This is a genomic window from Streptomyces sp. NPDC051218, from assembly GCF_044455475.1.
Lineage (GTDB): Bacteria > Actinomycetota > Actinomycetes > Streptomycetales > Streptomycetaceae > Streptomyces.
The window spans coordinates 229,220-251,358 of sequence record NZ_JBITEU010000005.1 but is presented as its reverse complement, the minus strand read 5'-3'; the positions used below and the strand labels follow the sequence as shown (position 1 = coordinate 251,358).

The 22,139-nt window shown below is 70.7% G+C and carries 16 protein-coding genes; 11 read left to right on the top strand and 5 right to left on the bottom strand.

The window, feature by feature from the left end; genetic code table 11:
• Positions 1-102: 102 nt before the first annotated feature.
• From ACIBCK_RS17455 to ACIBCK_RS17440, 4 genes are all read left to right on the top strand, one after another.
• A complete protein-coding gene (locus tag ACIBCK_RS17455) occupies positions 103-1,365 on the top strand; it encodes an ABC transporter substrate-binding protein (RefSeq protein ID WP_399391077.1) in 1,263 nt (420 codons plus the stop codon).
• Positions 1,366-1,380: 15 nt separating this feature from the next.
• Complete coding sequence (locus ACIBCK_RS17450; RefSeq protein ID WP_399391075.1) at positions 1,381-4,134, top strand: ATP-binding cassette domain-containing protein; 2,754 nt, start codon at positions 1,381-1,383, stop codon at positions 4,132-4,134.
• The gene (locus tag ACIBCK_RS17445; protein WP_399391074.1) at positions 4,131-4,907 is read left to right on the top strand and encodes an ABC transporter ATP-binding protein; all 777 of its coding nucleotides are present in this window, start codon (positions 4,131-4,133) and stop codon (positions 4,905-4,907) included. Before ACIBCK_RS17450 ends, ACIBCK_RS17445 begins: the two co-directional genes overlap by 4 nt.
• Before the next feature lie 217 nt (positions 4,908-5,124).
• Positions 5,125-5,958 carry an aldo/keto reductase gene (locus ACIBCK_RS17440; RefSeq protein WP_399391072.1) on the top strand — a complete coding sequence of 278 codons (834 nt, stop codon included), beginning with the start codon at positions 5,125-5,127 and terminating at the stop codon, positions 5,956-5,958.
• 67 nt (positions 5,959-6,025) lie between these two features.
• Here the strand turns inward: ACIBCK_RS17440 and ACIBCK_RS17435 are convergent, their stop codons facing one another.
• Positions 6,026-9,727, bottom strand: coding sequence for a hypothetical protein (locus ACIBCK_RS17435; protein WP_399391070.1), 3,702 nt, complete (start codon positions 9,725-9,727; stop codon positions 6,026-6,028).
• Positions 9,728-10,014: 287 nt separating this feature from the next.
• On the opposite strand from ACIBCK_RS17435, the gene ACIBCK_RS17430 reads away from it, so the two are divergent.
• Entirely contained in the window at positions 10,015-11,421 is a 1,407-nt protein-coding gene (locus ACIBCK_RS17430) for a glycosyltransferase family 39 protein (RefSeq protein WP_399391068.1), read from the top strand.
• Here the strand turns inward: ACIBCK_RS17430 and ACIBCK_RS17425 are convergent.
• The 3 genes from ACIBCK_RS17425 to ACIBCK_RS17415 form a co-directional block, all read right to left on the bottom strand.
• On the bottom strand, positions 11,411-12,298 hold the full coding sequence (locus ACIBCK_RS17425; protein WP_399391066.1) for a class I SAM-dependent methyltransferase: 888 nt from the start codon (positions 12,296-12,298) through the stop codon (positions 11,411-11,413). The two genes, ACIBCK_RS17430 and ACIBCK_RS17425, sit on opposite strands and share 11 nt — an antisense overlap.
• A gap of 118 nt (positions 12,299-12,416) precedes the next feature.
• Entirely contained in the window at positions 12,417-13,172 is a 756-nt protein-coding gene (locus tag ACIBCK_RS17420) for a class I SAM-dependent methyltransferase (protein ID WP_399391065.1), read from the bottom strand.
• A gap of 6 nt (positions 13,173-13,178) precedes the next feature.
• Positions 13,179-13,484 carry a 4a-hydroxytetrahydrobiopterin dehydratase gene (locus ACIBCK_RS17415; RefSeq protein WP_399391063.1) on the bottom strand — a complete coding sequence of 102 codons (306 nt, stop codon included), beginning with the start codon at positions 13,482-13,484 and terminating at the stop codon, positions 13,179-13,181.
• A 139-nt stretch (positions 13,485-13,623) separates the two neighbouring features.
• On the opposite strand from ACIBCK_RS17415, the gene ACIBCK_RS17410 reads away from it, so the two are divergent.
• Together ACIBCK_RS17410 and ACIBCK_RS17405 are read left to right on the top strand one after the other, a co-directional pair.
• On the top strand, positions 13,624-14,454 hold the full coding sequence (locus ACIBCK_RS17410; protein WP_399391061.1) for a helix-turn-helix domain-containing protein: 831 nt from the start codon (positions 13,624-13,626) through the stop codon (positions 14,452-14,454).
• A 2-nt stretch (positions 14,455-14,456) separates the two neighbouring features.
• A complete protein-coding gene (locus tag ACIBCK_RS17405) occupies positions 14,457-14,843 on the top strand; it encodes a winged helix-turn-helix transcriptional regulator (protein WP_399391060.1) in 387 nt (128 codons plus the stop codon).
• On the opposite strand, the gene ACIBCK_RS17400 is transcribed toward ACIBCK_RS17405, so the two are convergent.
• The gene (locus ACIBCK_RS17400; RefSeq protein ID WP_399391059.1) at positions 14,840-15,265 is read right to left on the bottom strand and encodes a hypothetical protein; all 426 of its coding nucleotides are present in this window, start codon (positions 15,263-15,265) and stop codon (positions 14,840-14,842) included. The genes ACIBCK_RS17405 and ACIBCK_RS17400 overlap by 4 nt on opposite strands.
• Before the next feature lie 281 nt (positions 15,266-15,546).
• Here ACIBCK_RS17400 and ACIBCK_RS17395 point away from each other — a divergent pair, with 281 nt between their 5' ends.
• Genes ACIBCK_RS17395 through narI form a run of 4 tightly spaced genes read left to right on the top strand, consistent with a single transcriptional unit; the run spans position 15,547 to position 22,135 of the window.
• Entirely contained in the window at positions 15,547-19,230 is a 3,684-nt protein-coding gene (locus ACIBCK_RS17395) for a nitrate reductase subunit alpha (protein ID WP_399391057.1), read from the top strand.
• A gap of 3 nt (positions 19,231-19,233) precedes the next feature.
• Positions 19,234-20,847 carry a nitrate reductase subunit beta gene (gene narH, locus ACIBCK_RS17390; protein ID WP_399391055.1) on the top strand — a complete coding sequence of 538 codons (1,614 nt, stop codon included), beginning with the start codon at positions 19,234-19,236 and terminating at the stop codon, positions 20,845-20,847.
• Positions 20,844-21,413, top strand: coding sequence for a nitrate reductase molybdenum cofactor assembly chaperone (gene narJ, locus ACIBCK_RS17385; protein ID WP_399391053.1), 570 nt, complete (start codon positions 20,844-20,846; stop codon positions 21,411-21,413). Before narH ends, narJ begins: the two co-directional genes overlap by 4 nt.
• Entirely contained in the window at positions 21,413-22,135 is a 723-nt protein-coding gene (narI, locus tag ACIBCK_RS17380; protein ID WP_399391052.1) for a respiratory nitrate reductase subunit gamma, read from the top strand. The genes narJ and narI overlap by 1 nt, the downstream gene beginning before the upstream one ends.
• Positions 22,136-22,139 lie beyond the last annotated feature (4 nt).

Below are 22,139 nucleotides of genomic sequence, written 5' to 3'. Positions count from 1 at the left end.
GGCGGGTTTCTGACGGTTCATCAATTACCGCCGCGCCAGTTATTGACGGTTCATCAGGTCCCGCACAGAATCAGCCCCACTTCGACTTCAGGGGGCTGACCCGTGTCGCGATCGATCCGCACCATCACCGCCGCCGTGGCCGCGCTACTGCTCGCCACCGCCTGCAACTCCGCCTCCAACAGCAGCGATTCGAGCGGCGGTGACAAGGCAGGCGGCTCCGTGCGCGGCGTGAGCGCCGACTCCATCAAGGTCGGCGGCATCGTCTCCATGACGACCGCGAGCGGTTACAGCAAGAAGGACACCGACCTCGGCGCGAAGGCCCGCTTCGACCGCGCGAACGCCGAAGGCGGCGTACACGGACGGAAGATCGACTACCTGGGCGCGGAGGACGACGGTCAGGACCCCGGCAAGAATCTCGCGGCGGCACGCAAACTCGTCCAGCAGGACAAGGTGTTCGCGATCTCGCCGATGAGCTCGGTCACCTTCTCCGGCGCCGACTTCCTCCAGAAGCAGAAGGTGCCGACGTTCGGCTGGGGCACCATCCCGCCCTTCTGCGGCCCGAGTTACATGTACGGCTTCGGCGGCTGCATGGTCCCGATGCCGGGCGGCACCATCACCCAGAGCTGGCCCGAGGGCCTGAAGAAGGTCACGGACGGCTCGAAGGGCAAGTCCGTGGCCATCCTCGCCAACGACAACGACGCGGGCACCTTCGCCATCCGCACCTACAAGCAGAGCTTCGCGGCGGCCGGTTACAAGGTCACGTACGCCAAGTCGACCGTGCCCGCGACCTCCGTGCCGAGCGACTGGTCGGCGTACACCAAGGAGATCCTGCGCTCCGACGGCGGCAAGGCGCCGGACGTCGTCGTCTCCGTGATGCAGACCCCGTACAACATCGGCCTGTTCACGGCCGTCAAGCGCTCCGGGTTCCAGGGTGTGATCACGGACCCGACCGACTACGACCCCGGTCTGCTCGCCAAGAGCGCGACGAAGAAGGCGCTCGACGGCGTGCACATCCTGCTGTCCTTCCAGCCCTTCGAGCAGGACACGGCGGCGATGAAGCAGTTCAAGGCGGACATCAGGAAGACGGCGGGAGAGGACGTCCCGCTCAACATGCACATGATGACCGGCTATATGTCGGCGGACCTCTTCCTCTCGATCGCCGAGAAGGCGGGCAAGGACCTGACCGTCGACGCCTTCCAGGCGGCGGCGAACGGCTTCTCCGACCAGGACACGATGGTCGGCGACCGCAGCCTGCCCAAGGGACAGAAGGAGTCGTTCGGCTGCGGAGCCCTCGTACAGCTGAAGGACGGCAAGTACGCGGTGTCGTCGCCCTTCACGTGCTACGAACCCATCCCCTTCAAGTAGAAGGGCGGGCCACTCGTGTCCGACCTGCTGGGATTCGTGCTGAGCGGTCTCGTCTCCGGCGCCCTGTACGCGCTGCTCGCGACGGGGCTCGTCCTGTCCTACTCCGCATCCGGCCTCTTCAACTTCGCGCACGGCGCGACCGCCTACCTCTGCGCGCTCGCCTTCTACGAACTGCACTCCGGCTTCGGCTGGCCCGCCGTACCGACGGCGTTGCTGCTCGTCCTCGTCGTGGCGCCGGCGCTCGGCTGGGGGCTCGACCGGCTGATGTTCCGCAAGCTGGCGAGGGTGGGCGAGACCGCGCAGATCGTGGCGACGATCGGGCTGCTCGTCGCGCTGCCCGCGCTCGGCCTGTGGGTCGTGGAGCTCCTCGAGGACGCGGGGGCGTCCATCAAACCGGCCGAGAACCAGTTCGGACTGCCGGGCGTCGGGCCGAGCCCCGCCAAGAACTGGCAGCTCATGGACGGGGTCGGCATCGACTCGGACCAGCTGATCACCTGGGTCGCGACGGCCGTGGTCGCGATCGGGCTGTGGATCCTGATGCGGCACACACCGCTCGGGCTGCGGCTGCGGGCGGCGGTGGACAACCGCTCGCTCGTCGAGCTGCGGGGCATGAGCGCGGACCGGCTCTCGTCGGTGGCGTGGATGCTGTCGTCGGGGCTCGCCGGGCTCGCGGGCGTCCTCGCCACGCCCCTCCTCGGGCTTTCCTCGCACGACTTCACCCTCTTCCTGTTCGTGTCGGCCACGGCGGCGGTGCTCGGGCGCTTCATGTCGATCCCGCTGGCGTTCGCGGGCGGGCTCGGCCTCGGCGTGCTGCAGAACCTGGTCGCCGGTTACGCGGACTTCGCGGAGAGGATCACCGGCTTCCGTACGGCGGTCCCCTTCCTGATCCTCTTCGCCGGGCTGCTCCTGATGACGCGGCGGCAGCGGACGGCGGGCACGGCGGCGGTGGACGCGCCGCCGATCGACTATCTGGCGGGCCGGTCGTGGCTGCGGCGCTGGGGGCCGTGGACCGTCGGCGGTGTGCTGCTCGCCCTGTCCTTCTACACGGTCACCACGCCGTTCTGGAGCGGCATCCTCGCGCAGGGCCTGGCGATCTCCCTGGTCTTCATCTCCTTCACCGTGGTGACGGGCCTCGGCGCGATGGTGTCCCTGGCGCAGGCGACGTTCGTGACGGGCGCGGCGCTCGTGGCGGGCCTGTTGATGAGCCATGGGTGGCCGTTCATCGCGGCGGCGCTGGTGGGGACGTGCGGGGCGGCGGTGCTCGGCGCCCTGGTCGCGCTGCCCGCGCTGCGGCTGGGCGGCCGGTCGCTGGCGCTCGCGACGCTCGCCCTGGCCTTCCTCGCCGACCAAGTGCTCTTCCAGATGGGGTGGTTGAGGAACGGCGACACCGGGTGGGAGATCCCGCGCGCCGTTTTCGGCCCCGTCGACCTGGGCGACGACCGCGCGATGGGCGTCGCGATGGTCGTCCTCGTGGCGGCGGCCGTGGCCGCGCTGAGTGCGCTGCGGGGGTCGGCGACGGGCCGGGCGATGCTGGCGGTACGGTCCGCTCCGGCCGCCGCGATGGCCTCCGGGGTCTCGGTGGTGCGCACGAAGCTGCTCCTCTTCACGTTGTCCGCGGGGCTCGCGGGCTTCGGCGGCGTGATGTACGCGTCGTTCAACACCCGCATCACGGCCACGGACTTCACCGCCATGACGGGGCTCGTGTGGCTCGCGGTGGTGGTGGCCGCGGGCGTGCGCAGGCCGCAGTTCGCGGTGGTGGCAGGGCTCGTCTTCGCGATCGTGCCGCATCTGATCGCCGACTACGTGACGGAGTCGGTTCAGCTGCCGGTGATCCTGTTCGGTCTGGCGGGGTTGGCGTTGGCCAATGATCCGGATGGGTACTGCGCGGCGGTGTCGGTGCGGATGCATCGCAGGCGCGTGGCGGAGGCTCCAGCCCGTCCGGCGCTTGAGGACGAACTCGGCGGAGCCGGTGATCGACGGCCACGGGTGACGGCGGAACCGCTGCGGGGAAGGGGCGGGCCCGGGGAGGAGCCCAGGGAGGAGAACCCGCCCTCCCTCGCCCTCCACGACGTCCACGCCGGATACGACGGCGCCCCCGTCCTCCACGGCGTGGACCTCACCGTCCACCCGGGCGAGATCCTGGCCCTGCTCGGCCCCAACGGCGCCGGCAAGTCGACGACATGCCAAGTCGCGGCAGGGCTGATCGCGCCCACCGGAGGGCGGATCTACGTCGCCGGAGCCGACGCCACCCGCAGCGGCCCCGTCCACCGCTCCCGGGCGGGAGTCGTCCTCGCCCCCGAGGGCCGCGGCATCTTCCCCTCCCTCACCATCGACGAGAACCTCGCCCTCCACCTCCGGGAAGCGCACGCCCGCGACGCCGTGTACGACCGCTTCCCTGGCCTCGCGGCACGGCGAAAGATCACGGCAGGTGCTCTCTCCGGAGGGGAACAGCAGATGCTCGCCCTCGCACCTCTCCTCCAGCGCCCGCCCGAGGTCCTGATCGCGGACGAGCCATCCCTCGGTCTCGCCCCCCGCGTGGTCGACGAGGTCTTCCGGCTGCTCGCCGAACTCCGGGACGCCGGAACGGGGTTGCTCCTGGTGGAGGAGAAGGCGGCGGAGATCCTGGGCATCGCCGACACCGTCGCCTACCTCGCGCAGGGCCGGGTCTCCTGGTGCGGCCCGCGTTCCGAGGTCCGGGCCGACCAGCTGACCGAGGCCTATCTGGGCATCGCCGCGCGGGACAGCACCGAGGGAGTGGGCCGGCCATGAGCGACCACGTCATCGAAGCGTCCGGCATCGGGGTCCGCTTCGGCGGAATCCACGCACTCGGCGGTGTGGACCTGAGCCTGCGCCCCGGCGAGGTCTGCGGCCTGATCGGCCCCAACGGAGCGGGAAAGACCACCCTGTTCGACGTCGTCTCCGGCATCCGCCGCCCCGACCGGGGGCGCGTCCTGCTCGACGGCACCGACGTCACCCGCCGCTCGCCCGTCTGGCGCGCCCGCCACGGCATGCGCCGCACCTTCCAGCGCCAGCAGCTCTTCGGGCAGCTCACGGTCGCCGACAATCTGCTCGTCGCGCAGGAGTGGCGCGGCGGCGGTGGCGGGTTCGCCGCCGACCTCCTCGCGGCGCCCACCCGGCGTACGCACGAGAAGGACAGACGCGCACGTGCCTCAACCGTGCTGCGCGAGTGCGGACTTGAGCATCTGGCCCAGGACTACGCGGGCGCCCTCCCGGTCGGCCGGGCCCGCATGGTGGAACTGGCACGCGCGGTGGCGGACCCGCCCAGGGTGCTGCTCCTGGACGAACCCGCCTCCGGGATGACGGCCGACGAGCGAGGCCAGCTGTCGGCCGTCATCCGGCACCTCGCGGACGAGGAGAACTGCGCGGTGCTCCTCGTGGAGCACAACGTCGCGTTCGTGATGGAACTCTGCGCCCGCGTCGTGGTCCTCGACCTCGGTACCGTCCTGGCCGAGGGCACGGCGGCCGAGGTCCGCGCGGACCCTAGGGTGCGGGACGCGTACCTCGGGACCGCCACGCCTTAGCAGGACATTCACCCGTCTTAGCAGGCCATTCACCCCTCGTTCACATGAGTGTTCCGCGTTCAGCGATGTGCAATAGAGTCGGGTCATGACGGACCGCGGTCAACGGTCGTGGGGCCGAGACCGCCCGGCCCTCACCCGGAAGCGGTCGAGGAATGCAGCACCGCCTCTGATCGTTGACCATGGGAGTACCACCCGACGACTTAAGGATCGAAAGCTCGTGAGCAAGGTCCCCCCGATCATCCTGAACAATGGCGTCGAGATGCCGCAGCTCGGTTTCGGCGTCTGGCAGGTCCCGGACGACGAGGCCCGGTCGGCTGTCGCGACGGCGCTGGAGGCCGGGTACCGCAGCATCGACACCGCTGCCATCTACGGCAACGAAGAGGGCACCGGCAAGGCCATCGCCTCTTCCGGCATCGCCCGCGATGAGCTCTTCGTCACGACGAAGCTCTGGAACACCGACCAGGGCTACGACTCGACGCTGCGCGCCTTCGACGCGTCCCTGGACAAGCTCGGCCTCGACCACGTGGACCTGTACCTGATCCACTGGCCGCTGCCCTCCAAGGGCCTCGCCGTGGACACGTACAAGGCCTTCGAGAAGATCCAGGCCGACGGCCGCGCGAAGTCCATCGGTGTCTCGAACTTCCTGCCCGAGCACCTGGAGCAGCTGCTCGCGGAGACGTCGGTCATCCCGGCGGTCAACCAGATCGAACTCCACCCGCACCTCCAGCAGCACGCCTCCCGCGAGTTCCACGCGGAACAGGGCATCGCCACGGAGGCCTGGTCCCCGCTCGGCCAGGGCAAGGGCCTCCTCGAGGTCCCGGCGATCATCGCGATCGCCCAGAAGCACGGCCGCACGCCGGCCCAGGTCGTCCTGCGCTGGCACATCCAGCTGGGCAACGTGGTGATCCCCAAGTCCGTGACCCCGTCGCGGATCAAGGAGAACATCGACGTCTTCGGCTTCGAACTCGACCCCGAGGACATGGCGGCGATCAGCGCCCTGAACGAGGACCGACGCCTGGGCCCGGACCCGGCTTCGTTCGACGTGGCCTGAGGCAGCCGCCCCGCGCCACCGGACATGAAGGAGGGCGCCGCCCCGGCACGAGCCGGGGTGGGGCCCTTCAGTCCGTACAGGCCTCCCGATGACCGAGGCCGGGCAGATACGTCCGCCACTGAGCCCGCGTGAGGCCGCCGCGGGCCTTGTCGCACACGGCCTGCGCCGCCCGCGCGGGGTCGACGGCCAGGGAACGGGCCGGAACGCGCGGTGTGGCCACGCGCAGTTGGGAGCCCGCGAAGCCGAGTGCCAGGACAGGCCCGTCGGTCCCGGGGTACTCGGTGCCCTGCAGGCGTGGCGTGCCGGTCTCCCAGACGCGTACGGTGCCGTCCTCCCCGCCCGCGGCGACGTAGCGGCCGTCCTCGGAGAACGACAGGACGGAGCCGAGAGGCTCGTTCGCACTGCCCCCTTCGTACGAACCGGGTGAGAGCACTCCGAGGACGCGGGCGCCTCGCGCATCCCACAGGGTCAGCCTGCCGCTGGTGTCGGACACCGCGAGATGGCGGCCGTCGGGGCTGTAGACGGCGGCGGCGAGCATGTCCTCGCCGCGCAGCGCACGCACCGACCGGCCCGTCTCGAGGTCTGTCAGCACACCGTCCCAGGTGAGCAGCGAGAGGCCGTCGGGAGCCAGGGTGCCGGAATGTCCGGCGGTCCGGCGGCGCAGCTCCTTGGTCCGGGTGGTGCCCTCCACCTTCCAGACCTCGACGTGCCAGTTGTCGTTGTCCTGCACCTCCAGGGGCGCGCCCCCGGTCACCACGTCCGCCCCCTCGGCCGGGACGACGAGGCTCTCGACCCACGACGGCACTCGAGTGCGGGACGACTCCTCGCCGCGTCCGACGTTCCACTGCCGCACGGTGGTGCCGTGCCGGCCCGCGACCCCGTACGCGAATCTGCGCCCGTCCGGTGAGAACGCCCACGCCGGTGCTCCGCAGTCCCCGCAAGCCTGGCCCGGCAGCGTCCGGGACACCCTGCCGTCGCGCGCGTCACGCAGCCTGAACTCGGCTCCGTCGCCGCCGGTTTCGACGGACGCCAAGGTCCGCCCGTCAGGGCTGAAGCGCGCCGCGGCGAGCGGCTGCTTCAGGTGGTGCGCCGAGAGGGCCGTGCCGACCTCGATGGTTCTGACGACCTCCGCATTGGCCATGTAGCGGATCACGCCTGCTTCCGCGTCCCACCGCACGTCGGTGGCCCCGCGGTCGGGGACGGGGTGGCGCAGCAGTGGGGTGCCGGGCGCCTCGGTCCGCCACAGGGTGATGTCCCCACCCCCGAGGGCAGCCGCCGTGTCACCGTCCGCGCTGAAGGACAGGCTGTCTTCGTCGAGACCCGGCACCTTGATCTTCGGACGTTCCCGTCCGGTTCGCGGCTCCCAGGTCCGGAGCCCGCCCTTCCCGTCGAACGCCAGCGCGCGGCTGTCGGGCGTGAACATCAACCCTGGAGCGCCACAGGCCTGTTCGTCCACCTCACGCGGCCACGTCCGTCGCATCTCCCGTCCCTTCACGGTGTCCCTGAGGGAGAGGCGGCCGTCCTTGGCGGAACAGGTCGCGAGCAGCCGGTCGTCGGGGCTGAGCGCCGGGGCCGGGCTGTCCGTCGCTCTGCCGGAGATCTCGTCGAGCAGTTCGTGGCGCCGGACGTCCCACACCTGGACCGTGGCTCCGCCTCGGGTCCCCGAGCGGAGGACGAAGGTCCGCCCACTGGGTCCGAACTCCCCTTCCGTGTCCCGCCATTCACCTGGCCCGAAGGTTCGGCCGAGTGCTCGCCTCCGTTGCATGTCCCACACCTGAACGCCGCCGTCGCCGTGCTGCGCGATCAGCCTCCCGTCGGCGCTCACGTCCATGTTTCTTTCGTAAATGCCCGGCCTGGCGTGCGCGTCGATGCGGCGCCGGTCGCGCATGTCCCAGCGCACCACACGATCACGGGCCATCGACGTCAGCGTGCGGCCATCCGCGCTCAGAAAGCGGGGCGCGTTCGGCGCGGTGCCCTCGTCGAGGCCGGAGAACACGTCCCGCTCCCGCCACGCGGCGGCGCCGCGCACCGCCTCCCTGGTCTCGGGCAGGTCCGCCACGCGCCACGCCGCCACGCTCAGCCGCATCGCGGTCACCGGGTCCGACGAACGCAGCGTCCGCGCGACGCCGACGATCCGGCGAGCCTCGGCCTCCGCCCGGCGCCGCTCCCCGTCACGGTTCTGCTGCCAGGCGGCCATCCCCGCGACGACCGCGAGGCACAGGAGCACGACGAGTCCGGACAGCAGCGTACGGGTGCGGCGAGCGGCGCGTGCCTTCGCGCGCACCCCTTCGTCGTGTGCCGCGACGCTCGCCGCGAGGAACTGCCGCTCAAGGCGCGTCAGTTCGGCCGTGTCCGGGTCTTCGCCGAAGGTCTCGCGCGCCGCGGTGAGCCGCGTCCCTCGGTACACCGCCCCCTGATCGCTCCCCAACTCGCGCCATATGACGGCAGCTTCGGTCAGTGCGCGATGCAGCCGCAGCCGTTCCCGGTCCTCCTCGATCCAGCCGCGCAGTCTGGGCCAGGCGCTGAGCAGGGCCTCGTGCGCGAGGTCGACCGTCGTTCCGTCGACGGTGAGCAGGCGGGCCCCGACCAGCGCCTCCAGTACGTCGTCGCAGCCGGCCGGCAGTTCGGCGCGGTCGACGGGGCGGCGGGTGTCCTGCGTGCCGTCACCCGGCGCGACCATCCGCAGCAGGAGCATGCGGGCCGTCATGGCCTCCGGCTCGGTGAAGCGTGCGAACGCCTCCTCCGCCGTGTGCGCGATCGCGCCGCGCACCCCGCCGATCGCCTCGTACGCCGCCTCCGTCAGCGTCTTGCCTGTGCGCCGCCGCCACACTTCGCGCAGGGCGTGCGCCATGAGCGGCAGGCCGCCCGGCTCGTCCGCCACATCGGCGACGATCCTGGCCGTCAACGTCCGCTCGACGATGAGGCCTTCGGCCGCCGCGGGCCTGACGATGGCCTCGCGCAGACGGCTCGGCGACATGGGCCCGACGAGGAGGCCGGCCTCGGACAGCGCTTCGGCGAGGGGGCCGTGTTCGGCGCAGCGGCCGTAGAAGTCGGCCCGTACGGCGACGATCACGCGCAGGCGGCTTTCCGGGGCACGGACCGCCAGCAACCTGGCCAGGAATTCGGCCCGTTCGGCCGGGTCGTGACAGAGCGAGAAGACCTCCTCGAACTGGTCGACCACGAGGAGCGTGTCGCCCTCGCCGTCGGCGGGCGTGAGGAGGCCCTGATGCGTGCGGGCAGGCCGGTCGCCCGGAGTGAGGATGCGGATCGCGGCGGGGCGCCGGGCGTCGGCGGTCTCTCGTAAGGCCGGGATGAGACCGGCCCGCAGCAGCGAGGACTTGCCGCTGCCCGATGCGCCGATCACTGCCGTGACGCGGTGTTGCGAGACGAGCCGCATCAGTTCGGCCACGAGATCACCGCGCCCGTGGAAGTGCTCCCGCTCGTCGGTGCCGAATCGGGCTAACCCCGGATAGGGCGAATCGCCTCCGTCCGTGTCGCGTTCGGCGTCCTCGGCGACCGTCTCGTACCAGCGTCCGGTCCACTCCTCGGCGTCCCCGTCGCACACGGACACATAGGCGAGCAGCACGGGCAGGGTCGGCAGCCGCTCCCCCGCGGCGGCCGCGGAGAGTGTGGGCGCCGAGTAGGGCACGCGCTCGGCCATCGACCGGTAGGTGGGGCTGCCCGCTTCCACGCGGAGCTTGCGCAGTTCGTGCGCCAGGCGCTGGACGGGGCCGGCCGCAGGTTCGAGCGGCTTCTCCCGTCGCCCCATCCCCCGCTCCCCCTCTCCCGGCCCTGCCTGGTCAAGATCCGGGCACACGCTAGCAATTGATAGGCGGGGCGGGACAGGGCTGCCTATCAATCCGCGGGCGGCTGAACTCGTGCTTTCCGGGCCCGCCCTTGTGCCCGGCACAGCCGACGCACACGCACGGGAGCCCCGCCATCGCCACCCTCACGCACAGCAACCCTCCGCCCCCGTCACGGGGATTCCCACCCGGAGTAGAGCGCGCGCGTCGACTCCGGGAACGGGCTCGATGGCTGCCCGCCATCCTGCCGGGGGTGCTGCTCACCCTCGCCCTCGGCCTCTGGGACGTACGCCGCGGCGGTCACATGTGGCGGGACGAAGCCGTCACGTACGACGTCGCACACCGCGGCCTGTCCGACCTCTGGCAGACGTTGGGAAACGTGGACGCCGTCCACGGGCTCTACTACCTGCTGACGTACGGCCTCTTCCGGCTCTGTGAACTCTTCGGTGGTGCCGACCCGTTGCTCGTGATGCGGGTCCCGTCCGTCCTCGCGATGAGCACGGCCGCGGCCGGTGTGGCGATGATCGGCCGACGCCTCGCCGGCCCGCGTGCGGGCCTGTTCGCCGGGGTCGTGTTCGCTGTGGTGCCGTCGATCCAGCGCTTTGCGCAGGAGGGCCGTTCGTACGCGCTGGTGTGCGCGATGGTGGTCTGGGCGACGTACGTGCTGGTGCGCGCCGCCTCGGCCGACGGGCGCCGGGCACGAAGGCTCTGGTATTGGTACGGCTCACTGATGCTGGCGTCGTGCCTGCTGCACGAGTTCGCGGTGTTCGCACTGCCCGCACACGCTCTGACGGTGCCACGGGCCGCGCGCCGGCCATGGTCCATCGCCGCCGCGGTCGTGGTCGCCGGCCTCGCGCCGCTCGCCGTCCTGAGTCAACGCCAGAAGGACCAGGTGGGGTGGCTCCACTTCAACCTGAGCGTGTACGCGGGGGCCACCGGCCTGTGCGTGGCCGGGGCCGTCTGCGCTGCGCTCCTCGGCAGGCGGGCAGTGGACGCTGCCCAGCCGATCGGGTTGCGTCGGCCGGCCCTTTCACTGCTCGTAGCCCCCACCCTCGCGCTGTTGCTCATCACCCCGGTCAAGCCTCTCTACACGGACCGATACGTCCTGTACGGGCTCGCAGGACTCGCCCTGCTCCTCGGTGCGCTGCTCGATCAGCTCACCCGCGGTGGGCGCGGGCGAGCCGCCGTCGCCGTGGTGGCCGCGGCTGCCGCCCTGGTCGCGCTGGCGCCCATGAGCGTGCACCTGCGCACTCCGGAGAGCCGCCTCGACGACACCGCCGCGGCCGCGCAAGCAATCCGTGAAACAGGGCACAAGGGCGACGCCGTGCTGTACATGCCGTTGCGGCGCCGGATCTGGTCCTTGCCGCATCCGCAGGACGTCGCCGGACTCGACGATCTCGCCCTCGACCGGCGTCCGGCCGCGTCACACACCCTTTACGGCACCGAGGTCCCCGCCGCCGTGATCCGCGCCAGGATGCTCGCGCAGCGCCGGATCGTGTTCGTCACAGACCCTTCGCGGGACCCTGGTGACCGGATCGAGGACGAGACCTTGAAGCGCGACGTACTCAAGGAGCGCTTCCAACAGTGCGTCACCAGGAGCGGCCGCGGCTGGCGTGTCACCCTCTACGCCCGCCCCGGCCACTGCCCGCCTACCCCTTGACCCCCACATGCACCGTCTGCGCCGACAGCAGGAACACGTCGGGCCTGTGGTGCAGGCTCTGAGGGTCGTTCTCGTTCAGGAGGCGGTCGACCGTTGCCAAGTCGTCGGCGTCCAGGGTTTCCTCGTGCATCTCGCGGCGGCGGGCGAGTTCCGAGATCAGGTGGGCGCGGGCCGGGGCGGAGACCGGGGACGGCAGGTCCAGGAGGAACGTCCGGGTGCCCGCGTGGCGCAGGCCCGCCTCGGTGAGGAGCGTGGGCCAGTCCTCCGTGACCGACTTCGCTCCCGGCAGCTCCGCGCGCATCCGCGTGAACCACATGTCGTCCGCCAGGTCGAAGCGCGTCTGGAGGCCAGGGCGGCCGAAGCCGATGTCGCGGGGCAGGCTGCGCTGGTTCAGGCCGCCTTCCAGGAGCGCGATCGCGCCGCCGGGTGCCAGGCGCTCGGCGAGGGCGCTCAGTGCCGCCTCCTGGTCGCCCACGTGGTGCAGGGCCCTGCCGATCCAGAGGAGGTCGGCGGGCGGCAACTCGGCGATCCCTGCCGGGAGTTCAGCGAGGAGCGTGCTGAACCTGTCCGTCAGGCCCTCGCGGGCGGCCCGCTCCCTCGCGCGCTCCAGGAGCGGCTCCGCCGGGTCCACCGCCGTCACCTCTGCCTTGGGGAAGATCTCGGCGAGGAGGAAGGAGATGCTCCCCGAGCCGCTGCCCACGTCCGCGATCAGCTTCGGTTCCGGCTGCCAGGTGCGCAGCCACTCGGTGATCTCACGGTTCTGCGGGGCGGCGAGCTCCGCGTTCCGCTCCAGCATCGGGCCCATGGCGGCCCAGTCGATGTCCTCGTGGTTGTGGCCATGCCTGTGTCCGTGGTCCTGGCCGTGGTCGTGAGCCATCTGGGGCCGCCGCCTTTGGGGGTCGGGATCTGGGGTCGTGTCCACCTTGCTCCGGTGCCTTCCCGTCGGCCAGTCGCCTTGCGGTTTCGGTAAACTCGACGGGCCGGCTGAGGCAGGTTCACGCGACGGGCGGCCTCGGGGACGGCATCCGGAACGCCCTGAGCGTGAACCGCGGGTCGGCGCGCGGTACTTCCTGGTCGGGGAGGGCGGCCAGGCCCTCCGTGAGGCGTGCCGCCAGAGGGCCCTCCGGCGGGATGCTGGTGAACCAGCCCCGGTGGAGGTCCTCGATCGTGGAGCGGGGTGTACGGCCCTGGCCGTGGCCCCGGAAGCGGGCCTCGCCTGACGGGGCCAGGCCCCGCGCGGTCGCGTACGCCTCGACCGCCCGGCCGCGGTCGACCGCGGGACGCACCGGACGTGGGGCGAGCACGGCGTCGATGTCGCTGCCCACGTCGTGCGCCGCGGCCTTGTCGACGGTGGTGACGAACACGCCGCCGGGCCGCAGCACCCGGGCGCACTCGGCGACCACCGCCCTCGTCTCCTGCGCGCCGGAGAGCAGATGGAGCAGCCACACCGTGCACACCGCGTCGAACGAGGCATCGGGGAAGGGGAGCCTGCGGCTGTCGCCCAGGACGACGGCTCCCGGCAGCCGGCTCGACGCCATGCGCGCCATGTTGTGCGCGGAGTCCACTCCGGTCACCCGCAGGCCCGTCCCGGCCAGGCGCCGGGTGACGAGGCCCGTGCCGCAGGCGACGTCCAGGAGCGTGCGGGCGTGCGGCGGCAGCAGGCCGAGGACCGCTGCGGCAGCGGCGTCGGCGCGCGGCTCGCCGCCGCGCGACGCGTCATAGCGGTCCGCTTCCTTGCCGTAGTCCAGCATGCTCGCTCAGACCGCCCCGTGTCCGGCCGCCAGCTCTTCCACCCGGCTGGCCAGTTCGAAGTCGAGCGCGGTGAGAGCGCCGCCCGCGCTGTGCGTGTGCACGGACAGGGAGACGGTGTTGTAGCCCAGTGTCAGGTCGGAGTGGTGGTCGAGATCCTCCTGGATCTGCGCGATGTGCACCACCATCGCGGTCGCCGCGAAGTGGGAGCCCAGCTGGAAGGAGCGGGTGATCCGGTCGCCTTCCAGCGACCAGCCGGGCAGCTCCGCGAGCCGCTCCTCGACGTCCTTCTGTGACAGTGGTTCGACCGGCATGGCCGCGCCCCTTCCCGTCCGAGTGGTGTGCGTACGGCGCATGTGCCTGTAGCCCTTGCCCCTCAGCCTGCCACAGCACTCCGCGCGAGGCCCTGATCAAGCCGCCGCCGGGCAAGGAGGGGTGGATTACTGTCTGGGTATGACAACTGCCGCGTCCACCAAGGAAAGTACCGGCATCGGCCCGCTGCTGCGCGGCTGGCGCGAGCGGCGCAAGGTGAGCCAGCTCGAACTCGCGTTGCGCGCCGACTCCTCGGCACGGCACATCAGCTTCATCGAGACCGGCAGGTCACGCCCGAGCGAGGAGATCGTGCTGCGCCTGGCCGAGCACCTCGACGTGCCCGTACGGGAGCGCAACTCGCTGCTCCTCGCGGCCGGTTATGCGCCCCGGTTCCGCGAGACCCCGATGGACGACCCCTCGATGGGCACCCTGCGGGAGGGCCTCGAGCAGCTCCTGCGCGGCTACGAGCCCTACCCCGCCCTGGTCGTCGACGCGACGTACGACGTGATCGCGGCGAACCGCGGCATCGCCATGATCCTCGACGGCATCTCCGAGCGCCTCCTCCAGCCACCGCTCAACGCCATGCGGCTCACGCTCCACCCGGAGGGCCTCGCCCCCAGGATCCGCAATCTGCGCGAGTGGCGCGGGCATCTGCTGCACCAGATGGAGCGGCAGATCGCGCTGCAGCGTTCGGACGCGCTGCGTGCGGTGTACGAGGAGGTGGCGGCCTATCCGGTGGCGGATCCCGGTGTCGACGTCATCGACGTCGTGGAGGCCGATGGGTCGCGGAGCAGCGTCCCCTACTTCGCGCTGCCCCTGCGCATCGAACATGACGGTCAGCTGCTGTCCTTCATCTCGTCGATCGCGACCTTCAACACCCCCATGGACGTGACGGTCGCCGAGCTGGCCATCGAGACGCTGCTCCCGGCCGACCCGGCGACGGTCAAGTACCTCCAGTCGGCGGGGTCGTGACCATGGGGACCCAACGGATCAGCGGCGGCCCCGAGGACGCGGACCTGACACGCGCCGACTCGCTGGCCCGTGAGATCTTCTCGGGTGTGGCCAACAAATGGGCGCTCCTGATCATCAACGCCCTGGCCGACCGGACGCTGCGCTTCACCGAGCTGCGGACCGCGGTGGACGGCATCAGCCACAAGATGCTCACCCAGACCCTGCGCGGCCTGGAGCGCGACGGTGTCGTGCACCGGACGGTGTACGCCACCGTGCCGCCCCGCGTCGAGTACCGCCTGACCGAAGCGGGCGAAGGTCTGCTCGCCACGGTCGACGGCATGTGCGCCTGGACGCACCAGTACCTCGCCGAGATCGAGGCCGCCCGCAGCCGCTTCGACGCCCGGCGCTAACCGCGCGGGGCTCGCAGCGCCCCGTACTGAAGTGCGGCGAAGCCTGCGACCGTCGCGGCCTGGAGCGGGATCCACACGGCGCCCGCGGTGCTGGGCGTCAGCCAGGCGATCAGGGCGACGACACTGAGCACCGTCCAGGCCGCGTTCGCCTCGATCACCGCCCGGACGGGCAGCGCGGGCGGGCTCTTGCGCGACGCGAGGAAGGCGACGCCCGCGCCGTACAGCGTGAGGAAGACACCGAGGCCGAGCAGGAGTCCCGCGTCGACCCCGAGGAAGCGGCCGAGCGGGCCCGATGCCGCTGCGTACGCGAGGCCGTTCCCGGTGGTCACCACCGCGTCGAGGGCGAGGAAGCGGCGCAGCATCGTCGTCGGGTCGTTCGTGCGGGCCAGTGCGGTGAGCGGGTGCGCGGAGTACGTGGACATGACGGGTGACCTCCAGGCAGCGAAGGGGAAAGGGGGGCCGGATCCGGTCCGGAGTGCGCCGGACCGGGTCCGGTGGGACCACCCTGCCGGGACCGCGGGCGGGGGTCGATTACCTCAGGGGTAAGCGCCGGTCCACGAACGCCCCCGCAAGCCGGGTGCCACGAGCGTCCCCGCAACCCGCGTGCCATGAGCGTCCCCGCAACCCGTACGGCGGTCGCCGCCGTGTGCCCCCGCCGCCCCGCACCTAGGTTCGTTGAAAGGCAGACCTAGGGAGCTCAAGGGTGACAGAGACGACCGAGCCCGGCGCCGCGCTGCTGCGTGCGGGGAAGTTCTTCCGCCGCGGCACCGCCGCCCCCGACCTGCACAGCATCGGACTCGTCGGCGGCCGGGACGCGGACGCCTTCTACCGGGACCGGTGGAGCCACGACAAGGTCGTCAACTCGACGCACGGCGTGAACTGCACGGGATCCTGCCGCTGGAAGGTGTACGTCAAGGACGGCATCATCACCTGGGAGACCCAGCAGACCGACTACCCCTCCGTCGGCCCCGACCGCCCCGAGTACGAGCCGCGCGGCTGCCCGCGCGGCGCCGCGTTCTCCTGGTACACGTACTCGCCGACCCGCGTGCGCTACCCGTACCTGCGCGGCGTGCTCCTGGAGATGTACCGGGAGGCGAAGGCCCGACTCAAGGACCCGGTGCTCGCGTGGGCCGACATCCAGAGCGACCCCGAGCGGCGCCGCAGATACCAGCAGGCGCGCGGCAAGGGCGGGCTCGTGCGGGCGACCTGGGACGAGGCCGTCGAGATCATCGCGGCGGCGCACGTCCACACGATCAAGACGCACGGCCCCGACCGGGTGGCGGGCTTCTCCCCCATCCCGGCGATGTCGATGGTGTCGCACGCGGCGGGCGCCCGCTTCATGTCGCTGATCGGCGCTCCCATGCTGTCCTTCTACGACTGGTACGCGGACCTGCCGGTCGCGTCACCCCAGGTCTTCGGCGACCAGACCGACGTACCCGAGTCGGGTGACTGGTGGGACGCGGCGTATCTGATGATGTGGGGCTCGAACGTCCCCGTGACGCGGACGCCGGACGCGCACTGGATGGCCGAGGCCCGCTACCGAGGTCAGAAGGTCGTCGCCGTCTCGCCGGACTACGCGGACAACACGAAGTTCGCCGACGAGTGGCTGCACCCGCACCCCGGCACGGACGGCGCCCTCGCCATCGCGATGGGCCACGTCATCCTCAAGGAGTTCTTCGTCGACCGGCAGACGGACTTCTTCACGGACTACGTGCGCAAGTTCACCGACCTGCCGTTCCTGGTGACGCTGACCGAGCGCGACGGCGCGTACGTCCCGTCGAAGTTCCTGCGCGCGACCGATCTCGGCCAGAGCGGTGAGGGCGGCGACTGGAAGACAGCTGTCCTGGACGAGAACACCGGGCAGCCGGCGGTCCCGAACGGCTCGCTCGGCTTCCGCTGGACCGATTCCGGCAAGGGCAAGTGGAATCTGGAGCTCGGCAACATCAAGCCGCAGCTCTCCCTGCACGACTCCGCCGTGGCGACCGGCGTCGAGGTACTGCTCCCCCGCTTCGACACCGAGGGCGGCACACACGGCCAGGGCCGGGGCGAGATCGTCAGCCGCGGGGTGCCCGCCACGCGGCTCGGCGGCCAGGACGGGCCGCTGGTCACGACGGTCTTCGACCTGCTGCTCGCCCAGTACGGCGTCGGGCGCGAGGGGCTCCCGGGCGAGTGGCCTTCTTCGTACGAGGATGCCGACGCACCCGGCACCCCGGGCTGGCAGGAGGCGCACACCTCGGTCCCGGCCGCGAAGGCGGTGAAGATCGCGCGGGAGTTCGCGCAGACCGCCGAGAAGTCGCGCGGGCGCTGCATGATCCTCATGGGGGCGGGGACCAACCACTGGTTCCACTCCGAGACGATCTACCGCGCGTTCCTGGCGCTGCTCCAGCTCACCGGCTGCCAGGGCCGCAACGGCGGCGGCTGGGCGCACTACGTGGGGCAGGAGAAGTGCCGCCCCGCGACCGGCTGGGCGACCCTCGCGAGCGCCAACGACTGGAGCAGGCCGCCGCGGCAGATGATCGGCGCCGCGTACTGGTTCCTGAACACCGACCAGTGGCGCTACGACAAGTTCGCCGCGGACGTACTCTCCTCGCCGCTCGGCGAGGGGCGGTTCGCGGGGATGACGGGCGCCGACTGCCTGGCCCTGTCGGCGCGCACGGGCTGGATGCCCTCGTACCCGACCTTCGACCGCAACTCCCTCGATCTGGGCGAGACCACCGAGGACCCCGTCGCCAATGTCGTCGACGAGCTCAAGGCCGGCACCCTCAACTTCGCCTGCGAGGACCCGGACGCCCCCGAGAACTGGCCGCGCGTCCTGACCCTGTGGCGCGCCAACCTGCTCGGCTCATCGGCCAAGGGCGCGGAGTACTTCACCAAGCATCTGCTCGGCACGCACTCCTCGCTGCGGGCCGAGGAGGCGGCGCCCGACGAGCGGCCCTCGACGGTGACGTGGCGCGACGAGGCCCCCGAGGGGAAGCTCGACCTGCTCGTCTCGCTCGACTTCCGCCAGACGTCGTCGACGCTGCTCTCGGACGTGGTCCTGCCCGCCGCCACCTGGTACGAGAAGCACGACCTGTCCTCCACGGACATGCACCCCTACGTCCACTCCTTCACCCCGGCGGTCGACCCGCCGTGGCAGGCCCGCACCGACTTCGACACGTTCAAGGCGATCGCGGAACGGCTCAGCGAGCTGTCCGTGGACCATCTCGGCGTACGCAAGGACCTCGTCGCCACCGCCCTCCAGCACGACACCCCCGGCGAGACGGCCCAGCCCGGCGGTGTCGTCCTGGACTGGCGCAAGGGCGAGTGCGAGGCGATCCCCGGCAGGACGATGCCGGGCCTGACGGTGGTCGAGCGCGACTACACCGCGATCGGCGCGAAGTTCGCGGCGCTCGGCCCGCTGGCGGAGAAGCTCGGCCTGCCCGCGAAGGGCATCGCGCTGCGACCCGATCAGGAGGTCGACGAGCTGCGCGAACGCAACGGCGTCGTACGCGGTGGACCCGCGGACGGACGTCCCGCCCTGGACACGGCGATCAAGGCGGCCAACACCATCCTCGCCCTCTCCGGCACGACCAACGGCCGCCTGGCCACGCAGGGCTTCCACACCCTGGAGGCGCGCACCGGACAGGAGATGGCGCACCTGGCCGCCGAGCACGAGGGCAAGCGCATCACGTACGCCGACACGCAGGCCGCGCCCGTTCCCGTGATCACCTCGCCCGAGTGGTCAGGCAGCGAGGCGGGCGGGCGGCGCTACACGGCGTTCACGCTGAACACCGAGCACCTCAAGCCCTGGCACACGCTCACCGGGCGCCAGCACTTCTTCCTCGACCACGACTGGATCCACGAGCTGGGCGAGGCGATGCCCGTCTACCGGCCACCCTTGGACATGAACCGTCTGTTCGGGGAGCCCCAGCTCGGCCCGGACGGTGAGAAGGAAGTGACGGTCCGTTACCTCACCCCGCACAACAAGTGGTCCATCCACTCCGAGTACCAGGACAACCTCTTCATGCTGTCGCTCTCCCGGGGCGGGCAGTGCATCTGGATGTCGCCGCAGGACGCGGAGGCGATCGGCGTGAAGGACAACGACTGGATCGAGGCGGTCAACCGCAACGGCGTCGTGGTCGCGCGGGCGGTCGTCTCGCACCGGATGCCGGCCGGCACGGTCTACATGCACCACGCGCAGGAACGCACGGTCAACGTCCCCAAGACGGAGACCACCGGCAAGCGCGGCGGCATCCACAACTCCCTGACCCGCCTCATCCTCAAGCCGTCCCATCTCATCGGCGGCTACGCCCAGTTGTCGTGGGCCTTCAACTATCTGGGCCCGACAGGGAACCAGCGCGACGAGGTGACGGTCATCCGCCGCCGCTCGCAGAAGGTGGAGTACTGACACATGCGCGTCATGGCACAGATCGCGATGGTCATGAACCTCGACAAGTGCATCGGATGCCACACCTGCTCCGTCACCTGCAAGCAGGCGTGGACCAACCGGGACGGCATGGAGTACGTCTGGTTCAACAACGTCGAGACCCGGCCCGGCCAGGGCTATCCGCGCCGCTACGAGGACCAGGAGAAGTGGAAGGGCGGCTGGGAGCTGAACAAGAAGGGCGCCCTGAAGCTCAAGAACGGCGGCCGGATCAAGGCTCTCCTGGAGATCTTCTCCAACCCGAAGCTGCCGGAGATCAAGGACTACTACGAGCCCTGGACGTACGAGTACAAGAACCTCACCGACGCCCCGCTCGGCGACGACTACCCGGTGGCGGAGCCGCGTTCGCTGATCAGCGGCAAGCCCATGAAGATCGAGTGGTCGTCGAACTGGGACGACAACCTGGGCGGCGCCACCGAGTACGGCGACCTCGACCCGATGGTCGCCAAGACCCGCGAAAAGGCCGCGGAGAAGGTGAAGTTCGCCTTCGAGCAGACCTTCATGTTCTATCTGCCGCGAATCTGCGAGCACTGCCTGAACCCGTCATGCGTGGCGTCCTGCCCGTCCGGCGCGATGTACAAGCGCGAGGAGGACGGCATCGTCCTGGTCGACCAGGACAGCTGCCGCGGCTGGCGCAAGTGCGTGACGGGGTGCCCGTACAAGAAGGTGTACTTCAACCACCGCACCGGCAAGGCCGAGAAGTGCACGATGTGCTATCCGCGCCTTGAGGTGGGTCTGCCCACCGTCTGCTCGGAGACGTGCGTGGGGCGGCTGCGGTATCTGGGGGTGATCCTGTACGACGCCGACAAGGTGACGGAAGCGGCGTCCGTGCAGGACGACAAGGCGCTCTACGAGGCCCAGTTGGGGGTCTTCCTCGACCCGGATGACCCCGAGGTGCGGCGCGAGGCCGAGAAGGCCGGGATCGGCCACGACTGGATCGAGGCGGCACGCCGCTCCCCCGTGCGTGCGCTGATCAGCACGTACAAGGTGGCGCTCCCGCTGCATCCGGAGTACCGCACGATGCCGATGGTCTGGTACATCCCGCCGCTCTCCCCGGTCGTGGACGCGCTGAGCGAGACCGGGCACGACGGCGAGGACCTGGACAACCTCTTCGGCGCGATCGACACCCTGCGCATCCCGCTCGAATACCTGGCGGAGATCTTCACGGCCGGTGACATGGGCCCGGTGCGGTCCTCGCTGGAGAAGCTGGCGGCGATGCGGGCCCACATGCGGGCCATCAACCTCGGGGACAGGCCCGACCGTTCGGTCGCCGAGTCCGTGGGCATGTCGGGCCAGGAGATCGAGGAGATGTACCGCCTTCTCGCCATCGCCAAGTACGAGGACCGCTACGTCATCCCGACCGCCGCCGTCGGTGACGCGCAGCGTCTGGAGGAGTCCGCGCTGCCGGACTCGTGCAGCCTCGACTTCGAGGGCGGTCCGGGCGCGGGCGGGGACGGTCCTTTCGGTCAGGACTCGGGGCGCAAGCAGCTCCCTCTGGTGACCATCGAGAACTTCCACACCCTGCGGGACCGGCAGACCGCCGACGAGCAGCCATCCGCCACCAAGAAGGACACCCTGTGAGCGACCACGCCGTGTTCTACCAGGCAGCCGCGCACTGTCTGTCCTACCCGGACGAGGAGTTCCGTGGCCTGCTGCCGCACCTGACGGCTGCCGCACCGGAGTTGCGGAGTTTCCTGGCCCACGCGGAAGCGACCGACCCCTCCGAAATGGCCGCGCACTACGTCCAGGTCTTCGACTTCAAGAACCGCCACAGCCTCTATCTGAGCTGGTGGCGCGACGGTGACACACGGCGGCGCGGGATGGCCCTCGTCCGCTTCAAGGAGGTCTACCGGGAGCACGGCCTGGAGTTCACCGGCGAGGAGCTGCCCGACTTCCTGCCCGCCGTCCTGGAGTTCTCCGCGCACGCGGGCCCCGTCCTCCTTCAGGAGCACCGGCCGGGCCTCGAGCTGCTGCGGCTCGCCCTCACCGACTTCGGCACGCCCTACGCGTCCGTCCTCCAGGCGGTCTGCGCGACACTGCCCGGCCCCTCGCCGAAGGACCGGGCCGAGGCGCAGGCACTCGCCCGGTCGGGGCCACCGCGGGAGGACGTCGGCCTCGAACCCTTCGCACTGATCGGGGAGCACTGATGAGAACGCTGCTGTGGGGCGTCATCCCGTACGTGGCCTTCGTCCTTCTCGTGGCGGGCCTCCTGTGGCGGTACCGCTACGACAAGTTCGGCTGGACGACGCGCTCTTCGCAGGTGTACGAGTCGAAGCTGCTCAACATCGCGTCGCCGATGTTCCACTACGGGATCCTGTTCGTGCTCGTCGGACATCTGGTGGGGCTCTTCATCCCGGAGTCGTGGACGGAGAAGGTGGGCGTGAGCGAGCACACGTACCACCTGTTCTCGCTGTACGGGGGCACGGCGGCGGGCATCCTGCTGGTGCTCGGCATCCTGCTGCTGCTCTACCGGCGGCGCACGAACGCGCCGGTGTTCCGCGCGACGACCGCCAACGACAAGCTGATGTATCTCGTGCTGTTCGCGGCGATCGTGCTGGGCATGGTGGCCAAGCTGACGCACGCCTCGGGCGAGGGCTACAACTACCGCGAGTCGATGGCACCTTGGGCCCGCAGCCTGTTCACCCTGCAGCCGGACACGGACCGGATGGCGGGGGTTCCGGTCATGTACCAGATCCACGCGGTGGTCGGGATGGCGCTGTTCGCGCTGATCCCGTTCACGCGGCTCGTGCACATGTTCAGCGCGCCGGTGCAGTATCTGTTCCGGCCGTACGTGGTGTACCGCAGCAAGGACCCCCGCCGGGTCGGTGCGCGACCTGAGCGGCGGGGGTGGGAGAAGACGGGGTCCTAGCGTG